Source organism: Streptomyces sp. GS7 (assembly GCF_009834125.1).
In the GTDB taxonomy this organism is placed as follows: domain Bacteria; phylum Actinomycetota; class Actinomycetes; order Streptomycetales; family Streptomycetaceae; genus Streptomyces.
Genome location: NZ_CP047146.1, coordinates 4828778 through 4844067, shown reverse-complemented (window position 1 = coordinate 4844067; position 15290 = coordinate 4828778). Strand labels below are relative to the sequence as shown.

Annotated in this window: 7 protein-coding genes and 1 pseudogene; 7 read left to right on the top strand and 1 reads right to left on the bottom strand. The window is 71.0% G+C overall.

Features of this window, described 5'->3' with window-relative positions; genetic code table 11:
- Window positions 1-28: 28 nt before the first annotated feature.
- Window positions 29-1810, top strand: a complete 1782-nt coding sequence (locus tag GR130_RS21490; protein WP_159506203.1) for an ABC transporter ATP-binding protein — start codon at window positions 29-31, stop codon at window positions 1808-1810.
- 227 nt (window positions 1811-2037) lie between these two features.
- Here GR130_RS21490 and GR130_RS21485 read toward each other — a convergent pair whose 3' ends face one another.
- The gene (locus GR130_RS21485) at window positions 2038-2793 is read right to left on the bottom strand and encodes a class I SAM-dependent methyltransferase (RefSeq protein WP_159506202.1); all 756 of its coding nucleotides are present in this window, start codon (window positions 2791-2793) and stop codon (window positions 2038-2040) included.
- 85 nt (window positions 2794-2878) lie between these two features.
- Between GR130_RS21485 and GR130_RS21480 the strand changes: the two genes are divergently transcribed.
- The 6 genes and pseudogenes from GR130_RS21480 (at window position 2879) to GR130_RS21455 (ending at window position 15290) form a co-directional block, all read left to right on the top strand.
- A complete protein-coding gene (locus tag GR130_RS21480) occupies window positions 2879-3460 on the top strand; it encodes a TetR/AcrR family transcriptional regulator (RefSeq protein WP_159506201.1) in 582 nt (193 codons plus the stop codon).
- Window positions 3461-3947: 487 nt separating this feature from the next.
- The gene (locus GR130_RS21475; RefSeq protein WP_159506200.1) at window positions 3948-4727 is read left to right on the top strand and encodes a phosphotransferase; all 780 of its coding nucleotides are present in this window, start codon (window positions 3948-3950) and stop codon (window positions 4725-4727) included.
- A 128-nt stretch (window positions 4728-4855) separates the two neighbouring features.
- Window positions 4856-5141, top strand: a pseudogene (locus GR130_RS21470) (transposase family protein); the annotation flags it as partial.
- Window positions 5142-5217: 76 nt separating this feature from the next.
- Complete coding sequence (locus tag GR130_RS21465) at window positions 5218-6339, top strand: lipid II:glycine glycyltransferase FemX (protein WP_159506199.1); 1122 nt, start codon at window positions 5218-5220, stop codon at window positions 6337-6339.
- Window positions 6340-6687: 348 nt separating this feature from the next.
- On the top strand, window positions 6688-7584 hold the full coding sequence (locus tag GR130_RS21460; protein ID WP_159506198.1) for a hypothetical protein: 897 nt from the start codon (window positions 6688-6690) through the stop codon (window positions 7582-7584).
- A gap of 458 nt (window positions 7585-8042) precedes the next feature.
- A complete protein-coding gene (locus GR130_RS21455; protein WP_159506197.1) occupies window positions 8043-15290 on the top strand; it encodes an amino acid adenylation domain-containing protein in 7248 nt (2415 codons plus the stop codon).

The following is a 15290-nucleotide window of genomic DNA, read 5'->3' as shown; positions in this document are numbered from 1 at the left end:
TCGGGCCTGAGAGCGAGCGGCGTACGCGATGCTTCGACAGCTATGGACGCTGACCCGGGGGCAGCGCCGCTCCTTGAGCGCCGCCCTGCTCCTCACCTTGGTCGCGGCTGCTGTCGGGGTCGCCCAGCCCCTGGCCGCCAAGGAGGTGGTCGACGCCCTCACCGCGCGCCGGCCGTTGTTCCTGCCCGTGGCGGCCCTGGTCCTGCTGCTGCTGACCCAGGCACTGATCGGTTCCTGCGCCGCCTTCCTGCTGGAGCGCGCGGGCGAACGGTTCGTGCTGGACACGCGCACCAGGCTGTTCTCGCACCTGTTGCGGATCCGGATGCATGCCTTCGACCGCCTGCGCGTGGGCGACCTCATGGCGCGCGCCTCAACGGACGTGGCCGTCCTGCGTGAAGCGCTGACGCATCTCTCCGTCCAGCTCGCCACCAACCTGTGCATCGCGCTGGGCAGTGTCAGTGCCATGTTCGTGATCGACCCGGTCCTGATGCTGCTCATCCTGAGCGTGCTGCTCGTCGGCAGCGTCGTGATCAAGGTCCTGTCGGTGCGCATCGGTCGCGTGTCGATGCGGCTGCAGACCGCCGTCGGAGCGATCTCGGCAGGGCTGGAGCGCGCCCTGTCGGGCTTGCGCACCGTCCGTGCCAACCGTGCCGAACAGCGGGAGTTCGACCACCTCACCACGCTGGCCCACCGCGCCTACGAGGCCGCGGTGCGCAGTGCCAGGCTCACCGCGACGATCGCCCCCGTGGCCCAGATGGCCATCAACGCCGCCTTCGTCCTGGTCCTGTTGGTCGGTGCGTTCCGCGTGGACCAGGGGGCGCTCTCGCTCGGTGCCTTGGTGGCGATCCTGCTGTACGCCAATCAACTCGGCGGACCCATCACCGAGTTGATCGAGGGCCTCGCCTCGATGAGCAGAGCCAAGGGCGCCACCGAACGCATCCAGGAGGTCTACTCGCTCCCCACCGAAGAGCGCACCACCGCCACGCCGGGCCGCGGCACACCGCAACGGCGACCGGCCCGTCGCGGGGCGGATACGGCGGCGCTGGAGGTCCGTGATCTGCGGTTCGGGTACGTCCCCGACACCCCGGTGCTCCGGGGACTGTCGCTGACGGTCCCTCCCCACGCGCTTGTCGCCCTGGTCGGCCCGTCCGGGGCCGGCAAGTCCACGGCCTTCGCGTTGATCAACCGCTTCTACGAGCCGTGGAGCGGCAGCATCCGCATCGACGGACGCTCCACCACGGATCTGGGCCTCGACGCATGGCGTTCGCACATCGGCTGGGTCGAGCAGGACTGCCCGATGCTGCACGGCACGTTGCGGGAGAACCTCCGCTACGCCGCCCCGGACGCCGACGACGACAGCCTGTGGCGGATCCTCGACCTGGTCAACCTCACCCAGAAGGTCCGCAGCCTCTCCGCCGGGCTGGACACCGAGGTGGGCGAGCGGGGCGCGCACCTGTCGAGCGGCGAACGGCAGAGGCTCGCGATCGGCCGGGCGATCCTGGCCCGTCCCCGACTGCTGCTGATGGACGAGCCCACCGCCCACCTCGACCCCGCCAACGAGGCCGCCCTGACGGTCACCCTGCACAACCTGCGGAAGGAATGTGCCCTGCTCGTCATCGCCCATCGGATGACCACCATCGAGGCGGCGGACTCCGTGGTCATGCTCGACAACGGAACGGCTCACGCCACCGGAACGTACGCCGAACTCCTCCGCACCGACTCGGGGTTCCAACGGCACGTCGCCGCACGGGCGTACGCATCCCCAACACCCACCCAGGAACCGGTAGTTGTCACCGACCCTACCGCCTGAGAAGCGCCTCCGAGGCGGCCGCCCTCCGCCGGTGGCGACCGGGCCGTCCCGCACCGCGGCGGTGAGCGCCCGGTCGCGCGTACCGACTTCCGGGCTGCCTGGGCGTGCAGGGCAGCACGATCATCCGCTGGCAGCCGGCCCGGACATCGACGGCGCCGCGGAGGACTGCCCCCCGGGAGGCTTCCGCGGGCGTGCCGGGAAAGCCCCCTGAGCCCGGCCGTGGTCGATCACGTAAGTTCTGCGGTGACCTGCCAGAACGGCAGGAGAACCCTGTCGTTCTCGTCGACGGCCACGAGGTCGTCCTGCTCCGAGGCGCCCGGGACGGCGGGCGCCAACTTCCGCCATTCCTGGTGGGTCAAACCGGTGGTGTAGTGGCGGGGCTCCATGCGCCGGATCGTCCAGTCGTCGCGGAGAGCCTCGCGCAGGCTGCGCTCGTCCGTGGCGGCCGGCATCTGGAGGTGAGCGGCCAACTCGCCGCTGAAGCACAGGACATGAAGCCTTGCGCCGGGTGCACACACCTGACGCAGTCCAGCCAGGTACGCCCGTCGTTGATCGGCATCCAGGCAGTGCAGCATGGCACTGTCGACAACCGTGCGGAAGCCACCAGGGACACCACTGGCGTGCAGTTCCGTCGCGTCGGCGACCATGAAGGTCACCGGACTGCCGGCGGCGACCGCCTTGGCCCGGCTGCGCTCGATCGCTGAGGGGGCGGCGTCGAAGGCGGTCACCTCATGGCCGCGGCCGGCCAGGAACAAGGCGTTGTCCCCAAGACCGCAGCCGCATTCCAGAACCGGCCCGGTGATTTCGCCCGCCGCCTCCAGCTCGACGACCAGCGGCTGGGGGGCGTCCAGTTGCCACGGGATCAGGTCCGCCCGGCGATCGTCCGCTCCGAAGGCGACCTCACGCCCCTGGTACATCGCCTCGAAGTCCCATGCCGGCTCCTGGCCGCCTTGGCGGTCATCAGCGGTGTGCGGATCGGTCATTCAACCCTCACCTCTTCTAGTAGACGAGGTTGTTCACTAAAGCGAGTGTAGGCAGAAGGGAACGCCAGCGTCTACTGTCGAACCCATGGCAGAGAGTGCGACACCCGGCCGCCGCCGGGGTACGGAACTGGAGCACGCGATATACGTCGCGACGCTCGACGAGCTGGCCGCGAACGGCTACGGCCGACTCACCATGGACGGCATCGCCACCCGCGCCGGCACAGGCAAGGCCGCGCTCTACCGGCGCTGGCCCGGCAAACAGCCCCTGGTTCTGGACGCCCTGCACTACGCCCTGCCCCCGCTGCCCGAACCGAACCCGGGGCACTCCGCCCGGGACAACCTCGCCGGCGCGCTGGGCGCCTTCAACGACGTACTGTCGGGCAGAACCCTCGTGCCAGGCATCGAGTTCATCGTCGACATGCTGCACGAGCCGGAACTGCGTGCCATGTTCGCCGAAAGGATCATCACGCCACGCCTGGAGCGCATCGAAGCCATCCTGCGCGCGGGCGTGCACAGCGGCGAGTTCGGCCCCGAGGCGGTGCACCCACTGGCCGCCCGCACCGGTCCCGCTCTGATACTGCAGACCTTTCTGCTCACCGGCGAGCCACCGAGCCCCCGGGAGATCGACCTCGTCATCGACACCGTGCTCCGCCGGACGGCCATGTGACGGGGAGGCGGTATCTGCTCCCTCGTGTGTGATTTCGGTGCCGGGGGACGGTCATGACCATGGGACGGCCGCGACCGCGGGACCCCAGCGGACCAACCGACCACCTCGCCACCGGGAGCGGCGCGGCCATGGGGGCCACCACGAAAACCGGTCCGCTCCGGGACCGGCGGCTCCGGGACCGGCGGCTCATTGCGGTACTCAGCAGGCTCCGCATGGTTGTCGTTCACCTCCCAACCCCGCGGCAACGACCCCACGAACTCCGGAAGATGCCGCACCTGGCTGGACTCCTTCCAGCTCGGACAACCCGGCGCCATGAACTCGCCCGGATTGGAGGAAGCCCTGCCGAAGGCTGCTCCGTGACTGGCAGCACCCACGGTGAGATCACAGCCCAGAAGGTCTGGTTGGTGGTGGCGTTGGGCGCGTCGCGCCGACCGTACTGGAGTTGATATCAGGGACACTGACGTCGGGGCAGGGCTACGCTGACCCGGTGATCGAGGACGGCGCCACTGATACAGGCAGCGTTACCACGGTGCGGCGGATCGGCGAGACGATCCGCCGGCCGGTCGGCGAATGGACACCTGCGGTGCACGCCTTGTTGACCCACCTGGAATCGGTGGGCTTCACGCGGGCTCCGCGAGTCCTCGGCACCGACGGCACCGATGAGGTGCTGTCACTGCTGCACGGCGAACCGGCGTTCACACCCTGGCCGTCGACCCTGCGGTCGACCGTCGGAATCAGCGAACTGGGGGCCTGGCTCCGCGGCTACCACGACGCTGTCCGCGAATTCCAGCCGCCGGCCGACGCCCGATGGCAGGGCCAAGAGAGCGAGTGGAGACCCGGCATGGTCATTCGGCACGGCGACCTCGGCCCGTGGAACTCCATCTGGAGCGGCGACCGACTGGCCGGCTTCATCGACTGGGACTTCGCGGCGCCCGGCCATGCCCTCGACGACCTCGCGCAGCTCGCCTGGTACGCCGTGCCGCTGCGTCCCATCGAGCAGCAGCGAAGAGCACCGATCGCCGGGGAGCACACCCTGCGGAGCCGCCTCAACGCCCTCTGCGCCGCCTACGGGGCACGCCCGGTAGCAGTTCTCGATGCGCTGGATGCCGTCCAGTCCCGCGAGGCCGAACGCATCCAACGGCTCGGCCAGCGAGGCCACGAGCCATGGGTGACGTTTCTCGCCCGCGGCGATGTGGCCGAGATGGTGGCCGAGCGATCCTGGCTCCGATCGGAACGCGCGGTTCTCCTCGGAGGTTCGGGCGGCTGAGCACGGCCCGTCCCGGCTGCCCCCCGCTGGAACCATCTGGCAATGGCTGTCGTCGTCTCGGTGTCCGAGCCGTGTTGAAGTCGAAGGGGGTGTCCCGTGCTGCTGCTCGCAGGCGAGATGATTTCGGTGTGGCTGGTGAAATCAAGGCGTCGGAGTCGTCATGGACGGCCCCGTTCACCGGGTTGAGCCCGCGCTGTTCCGGGAAGCCGGTGACCCTGCTGCGGCGCGAGCGTGGAGGCGGTTCGCAAGGACCGGCCATGGAGTCTTTCTTTGGATGACCCGGCCTTGCTGGTCGCGGCGTACAGGTGCGCTGACTTGACGCTACGCCAGCTCGCCCCGCTGTTCGGAGTGTCGAAAACGGCAGCGGATCGCGTCATCGACCACCTCGCGCCGTTGCTCTCGCTCCAACCCCGCGACAGCGTGGGTACGAAGCGCCTCGACGCGCGGCACGCATGAGTAGGCTTGCGCGTCGAACAAAGGAGTTCCGCATATGAGTTGTCGCCTGAAGGCGATCACCCGCGAGGAACATCTCGCTTTCGTCGGCGCCCGGCCCTCGGTGAGTCACATGCAGGTTCCGTCGTGGGGGGACGTGAAGCCGGACTGGCGGGCGGAGAGCTTGGGCTGGTTCAACAAGGACGGCTGCCTCGTCGGGGCCGGGCTGGTGCTGATGCGGCCCTTGCCGAAGCTGAAGCGGTATCTCGCCTATCTGCCTGAGGGGCCAGTCATCGACTGGGGCGCCCCGGACCTGGACCGGTGGTTGAAGCCGATGCTCGCGTACCTCAAGGAGCGGGGCGCGTTCTCGGTGAAGATGGGGCCGCCCGTCGTCGCCCGCCGCTGGAGTGCCGAGGCGGTCAAGGCCGCGATCGCCGCCCCACAGGCCAGGCGGCTGCGGGATGTGGAGGCCACCGCGCACGAGCCGGGAGCCTGCGACATCGCCGACCGGCTGCGCCGAATGGGCTGGCGGCAGACCGAGCCGGGCGTCGAGGAGGGTTTCGCTGCGGGGCAGCCACGCCACGTGTTCCAGGTTCCCTTCGCCGGGCGGTCGTTGGAGGAGGTCCAGCGGGGTTTCAACCAGCAGTGGCGGCGCAACATCAAGAAGGCCGAGAAGGCCGGCGTCAAGGTTCTCCAGGGCAGCTACGAGGACTTGCCCGACTTCTACAAGCTCTATGTCGAGACCGCTGAGCGGGACCGGTTCATCGCGCGCCCGCTGTCCTACTTCCAGCGGATGTGGACCGCGCTGAGGGCCGAGGACCCGGATCGCATGCGCCTCTATCTCGCCCACCACGAGGGCGAGGCGCTCGCGGCGGCCACGATGCTGACCGTCGGCGACCACGTCTGGTACTCCTACGGCGCCTCGACCATCCGCAAGCGTGAGGTCCAGCCGAACAACGCCATCCAGTGGCGGATGATGTCCGACGCCCACCAACTCGGGGCGCGCGTCTACGATCTGCGCGGCATCACCGACACCTTGGAGGAGAGCAACCACCTGCTGGGACTGCTCCGGTTCAAGGCCGGCACCGGCGGCGAGGCCGTCGAATACCTCGGCGAGTGGGACTACCCGCTCAACAAGATCCTCCACAAGGCCCTCGGCTTCTACATGTCACGGCGCTGAGGCCGCGGCCGCCTCGTACTGATCATCGACGCCGATGTGGTGCGTGTGGAACGCCTATTACCCATGGCAGGACGGAGAGTTGACGTGTCCGTCATGCGGGACCGTTCTCGCGCCTTGCGGGCACGGGCTGCACTACGGGCGAGAGCCTCGACGCCGGGGGCCTGGGCAGGCGGTTCCCCGTCCGGCTCAACGCCGCCGGGGGAGGGGGGAGGTGGCGCCCGATCCCATGCGGCGCCGCGTCTGTGTCACACCGTCATGACCGTCGACACCCGGGCTTCGGGCTCATATGGGTTTGATCCGTTGGGTTTGATCCGTGTCCATGTCAGAGGTGCCTGCAAGAATGCAGGCGTGACCGGCACCACGCAGACTCCCGACGAGGGCGAGGACGACCTGGCCCGTCTTCTGGCCGCCATGCCTGGACTGGCCTCGCTCGCCCGCACGGTCGTCGGGCTCCGCCCGCGCCGCGGCGAGCCCGGCATCCGGGACAGCCATGTCGGCGGGCCGATGCTCTGGCCGTTGGGTGAGCCCTGGCCGCACTGCGCGGACGCGGACCACGGAAGCGGACGATCGGCGCCTATGGTGTCCGTGGCCCAGTTGTACGCCACCGACGTCCCCGAGATCGCCTTTCCCGAGGACACCGACCTGGTGCAGATCGTGTGGTGTCCCGACACGCACGCCCTGCCAGAACCGCAGTTCACGGGCAAGCACTGCCGCGTCATCTGGCGGCGCTCCGGCGAGGTCGTGCACGGGCCGGGGGCGCAGCCTGACCCATGGGAGCACTGGGACGCTGAGTGGGACGAGGTCCCCCGGCCGTGCACCGTGCATCCCGAGCTGGTCGTCGAGTACCCCTGGCGGGAGGAACTGCCCGCCGGGCTACGCAAGCAGCTGGAGAACTCGGAGGAGCTCAACGACCTCTACTGGCAGGAGAGTGTCACCGGCGGCTGGAAGGTCGGCGGCAGCAAGTCCTGGGCCTCCAGCGACATGCCCGAGAGCCTGGACTGCCCCGAGTGCGGCGCGCCTCTCGTCCTCCTGCTCCAGGTGGACTCCTACGAGGACCTGCCGCTCGTGTCGGAGAACCCGCATACGTACCTGTGCACCGTGACGGGACGGCATGTGGTGTGGGGGACGGAGGAGTGCACGCTCGCCCGGGAGGCAACCGGTTTCCGCGTCGACGATGTCGCGGACGCCGGGATCTACGTCTGTTCCGCCGACCCGCGGCACCGGGCTCTGTACTTCACCCAATGAGGGCCGTGACCGAGCCCCGACGGCACGATGGCGCCACGGGCCGTTCGATTGCCGCTCAGGTCCCGAAGCGCGGGGATCGGGAGCCGGCGGTGAGCTGCCTCGGATCCGCTGGGGACCGGTCCGTGGCACACGAGGCGCGGTATCCGGCTGGCCACGCATCGGCGCCCGAGGTTGGGCTCGTTCGGTGAGGTGCGGCGGTGCCGGTAGCAAGGCGCCTTTTTCCACCATGTCACCGGTCTGTGTGCTTCCCCCTCGGATTCGGACAACTTCCGGCCGATGCGGCCGGCGAGCCGAGTGGGCCGATCTCAACCGGCGGGTGGAAGGGATCACTCCTGTTGCACCGCCGCATTCCCGGCTCTGGTATGTGCGGGGGATGGACGGGTGCGGTCTTGGCGCGATTTCGTCTGACTTCGCCTGCTGCCGTAAGGGCCTACTCGCGGGTAGGCATGATGTTGATCATGACGAGGACCGCGGCTGCCGGAGCAGCCACCCGTGAAACCCAGGCGCAGGCGGACGACGGCGCACCGCGCCCGCTGACGGCCTATCAACAGGACATCTGGGCGGCCGCGGCTCAAGCTCCGGGGTCACCGCAGTTCAACTGCGTCCTCCACGAACGGCTGAGAGGCGATGTCGACCTCGATGCGCTCGCCGACTGCGTCGCGAGCGCACTGCACCGCCACGAGACCTTCCGGCTGCGCTTCGGCGAGGACGACGCGGGGACACCTTTCCAGTGGGTGGCGGGTGAAGGCATCCGGGTCGGCAGGGTCGACCTGGCCGGGCAGCCCGTACCGAACGGAGCCTGTGCCGCGTGGATGCGGCGCTCGATGGGGACCGCGCTGTCGCTGACGGACGGCGGCCCCCTGGTCGAAGCCACGCTGCTCCGGGAGGGGCCGGACACCGCGCACCTGCACATCAAGGCACACCACATCGTCGCCGATGGCTGGACCATCAACCGGTTGAGCCACGAGATCCTTGAGGACTACGCGCGGGCCGCGGCCGCCGACCCGCAGCCCGGCGGCCGTCATGAGCCGCCCTCCTACCTGGCGTTCGTCGACGAGGAGGCCGCCTACCGGGCCGGTGCCGCGGGCGAGGCCGACCGGGCCTTCCACCGGGAGGCCCTCGCCGGCGTGGCACCCGTGCTCTTCACCCGCACAGTGGGCGGCAGCGGGCGCGGCCGGCACTCGTTCGCCGTCGACCGCCGGGTCGCCGACCGCGTCCGCGCCGCCGGCCTCTCGCCGTTCGCCTACCTCGCCGCCATGTTCGGCACCTGGCTGACGCGGCTGCACCGCAGTGAGGAGGTGGTGCTCGGCGTCCCGTTCCTCAACCGGCCCGGCGAACACCACCGCGACGTGCTCGGCCAGTTCGCCAACACCCTGCCTCTGCGGGTCGCCGCATCGTGCGGGCGGACCGTGCGGGAGTTGGTCGCCGAGACCCAGGCCGCGACCCGCGCACTGCAGCGCCACGAGCGGCTGTCGCTGGGCGACGTCCTGCGCGAACTGCCCGCACCGGCCGAGGGCCCCCGCCAACTCTTCGACGTGACGCTGTCCTACCTGCACTGGTCGCGGCCGGCACCGATACCCGGAGTCGAACGGCAAACGGCCATGGCGGCCCCCTCGCACGAACAGGACGCCCTGGGCGTGGTGGTGTCCGCCTTCGACGACACCGCCGACCTCCGCGTCGACCTGGACTACGCCCTCGACGTCTTCGACGGGGACCTGCCCATCACCGCGGTCGCCGGCCACTTGAGGACGCTGATCTCACACGGTGTGGACGCGCTGGACCGGCCCGCGTCGACCGTCCCGATGCTGCCGCCCGCCGAGCACGAGGACCTCACCGCGGTGCGCAGCCACGGTCCTCAGGTGCCCTACGCGGACCGGGCCACACTCCACGGCCTGTTCGAGGAGCAGGCCGCCCGCCATCCCGACCGAACCGCCGTCGTCGGCGCCACCGGCGAGACTCTCAGCTACGCCGAACTGGACGAGCGGGCCAACCGGGTCGCCCGGGCGCTGCGCGCGCAGGGCGTCGGGTCGGACGACCGGGTCGCGGTGATGATGGAGCGAAGCCCGCAGCTGCTGGTGGCTCTCCTCGGCACCCTGAAGTCCGGGGGCGCCTATGTTCCGGTGGACCGTGGCTACCCGGCCGAACGCGTGCGGTTCCTGCTGGCGGACAGCCGCGCCAAAGTGGTGATCGTCGACGGCGACGGCCCACTGCCCGAGGTGGCCGAAGGGACGACGGTGCGGCACGTCGAGGAGCTGCTGCACCACAGTGGCGCACCGCTCGCTCCGTGTGCCGGCCCCCGCGATCTGGCCTACGTCATCTACACCTCCGGCTCCACCGGCCGGCCCAAGGGCGTGATGGTGGAGCACCACAGCGTGGTCAACCGCCTGGCCTGGATGCAGCGCCGCCATCCACTCGGTGACGGCGACATCCTGCTGCAGAAGACGCCGGTCTCCTTCGACGTCTCGGTGTGGGAGCTGTTCTGGTGGGCAGCCGAGGGCGCCGCGGTGGCCCTGCTGCCGCCCGGCGGTCAGCAGGATCCGCGGGAGATCCTGCGGACCGTCCGGGAACGGCGGGTCAGCGTCGTGCACTTCGTGCCCTCGATGCTCGGCCCCTTCCTCGACCTGCTCCAGGCGTCCCCCGAGGCCCGGGAGGACTTACGCTCCCTGCGGTACGTCTTCTGCAGCGGCGAGGCACTGCCGCCGGCGCGGGTCGAGCAGTTCAACCAGGTCTTCGGCACATCCGGTGCCATGCCCACCGTGCGGATGGTGAACCTCTACGGGCCGACCGAGGCCACCGTCGACGTCACGTACTACGACTGCCCGGGCGACCCCACCCGGAGCGTCGCACGGGTCCCGATCGGCCGCCCGATCGACAACACCCGGCTGTACGTCCTCGGCCCCGACGACCTTCCGCAGCCGGTGGGTGTCGCCGGTGAGTTGTGCATCGGCGGTGTCGGTGTCGCCCGCGGCTACCTGGACCGCCCGGAACTGACAGCCGAGAAGTTCGTCCCCGATCCCTTCGTACCGGGAAGCCGGCTCTACCGCACCGGTGACCTCGCCCGATGGCTGGCGGACGGCACCCTGGAGTACCTCGGGCGGATCGACGACCAGGTCAAGATCCGCGGCAACCGCGTGGAGCTCGGCGAGGTGGCGGGCGCCCTGCGCGCGGTCCCCGGCGTCCGGGACGCCCTGGTCATCGATCACACCACCGGCGCCCGTGGCACCCAACTCGTCGGCTACTACGTCGCCGATGCGACCGTCGACCCCGCGCGGCTGCGCGAACTGCTCGCCCGGACACTGCCGGCATTCATGGTCCCGGCCCACTACGTACGGATCGACGCCGTTCCGCTGACCCCCAACGGGAAGGCCGACCGCCGCGCCCTGCCCCCGCTCCAGGACACCGCGCACCGGGCCCCCGGCCAACGGCCGCGCAACCGCACCGAGTCCGTCCTGGCCGAGATCTGGGCCAGGGTGCTGGGCCGGGAGACCGTCGGCGTCCACGATGACTACTTCACGCTCGGCGGCGACTCGATCCTCATGCTCACGGTGCGCGCCGAGGCCGAGGCACGAGGTCTGCGGTTCTCCCTCACCGACCTGCTCCGCAACCCGACGGTCGCCGGGCTGGCCACCTGCGTCGAACCCCTGACGGCGCCCCCGAGCGGCGGCGCCCCCACCCCGTTCGCCCTGGTGTCCGGTGTGGACCGGGCCGGGCTGGCAGGCGCCGAGGACGCCTGGCCGCTCACCCGGCTCCAGCTCGGCCTGCTCTACCACAGCCGCAGGCACGAGGACTCCGCCACCTACAAGGACGTCTTCCAGTACACCCTCGAACTGCCCTGGGACGAGGAGGCGTTCCGCCGGTCGTTCGACGGGCTGGTGGCGCGCCACCCGGTGCTGCGCTCCGCCTTCGACCTGGCCGGCTTCTCCGAGCCGCTGCAGATCGTCCGCCCGCAGGCGCCCGGCGGCCTGGAGGTCGTCGATCTGCGCGGGCTCGACGACGCCGCGGCCGACGTCGAGGTCCGCGCGCACGTCGAGGAACGCCGCTGGCACGCCTACGACGTCGCACGGGCGCCGCTCCACCTCTTCCGGGCACACGTCCGGTCCGGCACCGTCGACCTGGTCCTCAGCTTCCACCACGCGCTGCTCGACGGCGGCAGCGTGGCGAACCTCCTGCGGGACCTCCTCCAGGACTACGCGTACCGCCTGGGACTGGGCACCGGGCCGGTCGACGGCGCGCAGCCGCCCTCGGCCGCGTCCGGCGTGCGCGAGGAGCGGGCCGCCCTGGAGTCCGCGGAGGCGCGGAAGTACTGGAAGGGGCAGCTGGCCGACTGCGCACCCCTGCAGATCCCGGGCTTCCGGTCGCACCTGCTCGGCACCGGTCACGGGCCGGCCGCGCACCGCGCCGACCTGCCGGACGATCTGGTCGCCCAGGTACGGCGGTTCGCCTCCGAGTACCGCCTGCCCGTCAAGTCCGTGCTCTTCGCCGCGCACTGCCTCACGCTGGGGATGTTCGCCGGCACCGATGACGTGACCACCGGAATGGTCACCCACGGCCGGCCCGAGCTCGCCGGCGCCGAACACACCGCCGGGCTCTTCCTGAACACCGTGCCGTTGCGCCTGGCCACCGCGCAGGCCGCCTGGGTGGAAGTGGTGCGCACGGCCTTCCGGCGGGAGCAGGACTGCCACCCCCATCGCCGCTATCCGCTGAGCGCCATCCAGGAGGACCACGGCGGCCCCGTCCTGGACACCGCCTTCAACTACGTGCACTTCCACCAGCTGAACGAGGTCCTGCACCTGCCGGGCATGCGGCTGCGGGACTTCCGCACCTGGGAGGAGACGGACTTCCGGCTCCTGGTGAACGCGGTCACCGAACCGGACGGCGGACGCGTCTGGCTGCGGATCGACCACGACGGCGACGGGTTCGGTGCCGACCAGGCCCGCCTCTTCGCGCACGCGTACCGGGAGATCCTGCGGAGGATGGTGCAGGAGCCATACGCGGAGCCCGACTTCGCCTTCCTCGCCGAACGGCCGGCCCTCGCCGACGTCACGCCCGGTCCCACCGTCGTCGAGCGCTTCGCGTGCCAGGCCGTCCGCACCCCGTCGGCGACGGCCCTGGTGCAGGGGGAGGAGCGGTGGAGCTACGCGCGGCTGGCCGCCACCGCCGACCGGGTGGCCCGGAGCCTGTGCGCCCTCGGCGCCCCGCCGGGGGCCCGCGTCGGTCTCGCCATGGACCGCTCACCGCAGACCATCGCCGTGCTCCTCGGCGTCCTGCAGGCAGGGTGCGCGGTGCTGCCGCTGGACGTCGGCTACCCCGCCCAGCGGCTCGCCACGATGCTGGAGCAGGCCCGTCCCTTCCGTGTCATCGCCCACGCCGCCCACGCCCACCTCGTCGGCGACCCCGCTCTCGTGCTGCCCGCCGCGTCGGTGACCGAACCGGCCACGGGGCCCGGGGCGGAGCCGCCGGCGGAGATCCCCGCCGACAGCACCGCCTACGTGCTGTTCACCTCCGGCTCCACCGGCCGGCCCAAGGGCGTGGCCATGCCGCACCGTTCGCTGGCCGGCCTGGTCGCCTGGCAGACGCGCGCCACCAGCGGCGCACCGGGCTGCGCCACCCTGCAGTACGCGCCGCTGAGTTTCGACGTCTCCTTCCAGGAGATCTTCTCCACGCTGTGCTCCGGCGGCACACTGCACCTGGTGGGCGACTCGGAGCGGCGCGACATCCCGGAGCTGCTGCGGACGATCGACCGCGAGGGCATCGAAAGGGTCTTCCTCCCGTACGTGGCGCTCCAGCAACTGGCGGAGACCTCAGGGGCGTTGGGCATCGTTCCCCGCGCCCTGCGGGTGCTGGTCTCCTCCGGCGAACAGCTGCGCGTCACCCAGGAGATCCGCGGGCTGTGCGCCGCGCTGCCGGGGGCCGTCCTGGAGAACCAGTACGGGCCGACCGAGACCCACGTCGCCACCGCCTTCACCCTGACCGGGGACCCGGCCGGGTTCCCCACGCTGCCCCCGATCGGACGGCCCATCGACGGCGCCGAGGCCCACGTGCTGGACGACCGGATGCGCCCGGTACCCGTAGGCGTGCGCGGCACCATCCACCTCGGCGGCGGCTGCCTGGCCGACGGCTACGAGGGCCGCCCGGACCTCACCAAGGAGCGCTTCGTCCCGCACCCCTTCGCGGGCGGGGAGCGCTCGCTCTACGACACCGGGGACCTCGGCCTGGTGCTGCCCGACGGGACCATCGCGTACGCCGGCCGGGCCGACACCCAGGTCAAGGTGCGCGGTTTCCGCATCGAACTCGCCGAGGTGGAGCTGGCCGTGACCACCCTCTCCGGGCACTACCCCGGCCTGCGCGACGCCGCGGTGGTGGCCCGGGACGACGAGCACGGCGACCGCTTCCTCGCGGCCTTCCTCTTGGGCGAGGGCACCGGCGCGGACCTGGCCGGCATCCGCGAGCGACTGCGCACCACGCTGCCCGACCACATGGTGCCCTCCCACCTGCAGTGGGTGACGCAACTGCCGCTGACGCCCAGCGGGAAGCGGGACGACGCCGCCCTGCGCCGGGCACCGCTCGTCGCCACCGCCGCAGCCACCGGTGCCGCACCGCGCGACGGCTACGAACGCGCGCTGTCCGAGATGCTGGCGGACCTCCTGCACCTCCCCGAAGTCGGCGTGCACGACGGCCTCTTCGACCTGGGCGGTACCTCGCTCACCGCCATGCGGCTGGTGGTTCGGATAGAGCAGCGCTACGGGGTGCACATCCCGCTGTCAGAGTTCATCGCGGCCCCCACGGCGGCAGGGCTCGCGGCGCGACTGCGCGCGGGCGGCGCGGTCGCCGCGTACGACCCGCTGGTGCCGATCCGCCCGGAAGGCACCCGCCCGCCGCTGTTCATGGTCCACCCCATGGGCGGCAATGTGCTGTGCTACGTACGCTTCGCCCGTCACCTCCCCGACGGCCAGCCGCTGTACGCGCTCCAGGCGGCCGGGGCGGACCCCGGCACCACGCCGCTGCGCACCGTCGAGGAGCTCGCGGACAGCTACCTCGCCGCGCTGCGGACAGTGCAGCCGCACGGTCCGTACACCCTCGGCGGGTGGTCCTTCGGCGGCTTCGTCGCCTTCGAGATGGCCCGCCGGCTGCGGGCGGCGGGCGAGGAAGTGACCCATCCGCTGCTCCTGGACACCACCGCGCTCAGCCAGGGGCAGCGCCCCCGCCACGACGACGAGGCGCTGTTGGGATGGTTCTTCTGGGAACTGCTCTGGCTGGAACGCGGCGGCGACGCGCCGACGGAGTGCATACCGGACGAACTGACCACACTGGAGGAGAAGTTCGACTTCATCGCCCGACTCGCGACCGAAGCGGGCGTGCTGCCCGCCGGCAGTTCAGGGGCCCTGATACGCCGGCTCTTCCGCGTCTACCGGGCGAACTGGCAAGCCGCACTGGACTACCGGCCCGAAGCCGGGGACCTGGGCCTCACTCTGATCCGCGCCGAGGAACCACTGCCGGACGTCCTCGCCGCGATGCACGGCGCGGCCGGAAGCCGCCACGAGGACCGGACCAACGGCTGGAGCGACATGACCGACGGCCCGCTCCAGGTCGTCCCGGTGCCCGGTGACCACCTCTCGATCATGGAAGAACCGTACGTGGAGCACGTCGCCCGTACCGTCGCCGACCTCATCGGCGCCTGCCCGGCCGGAACCCCCGAGGAGAACTGA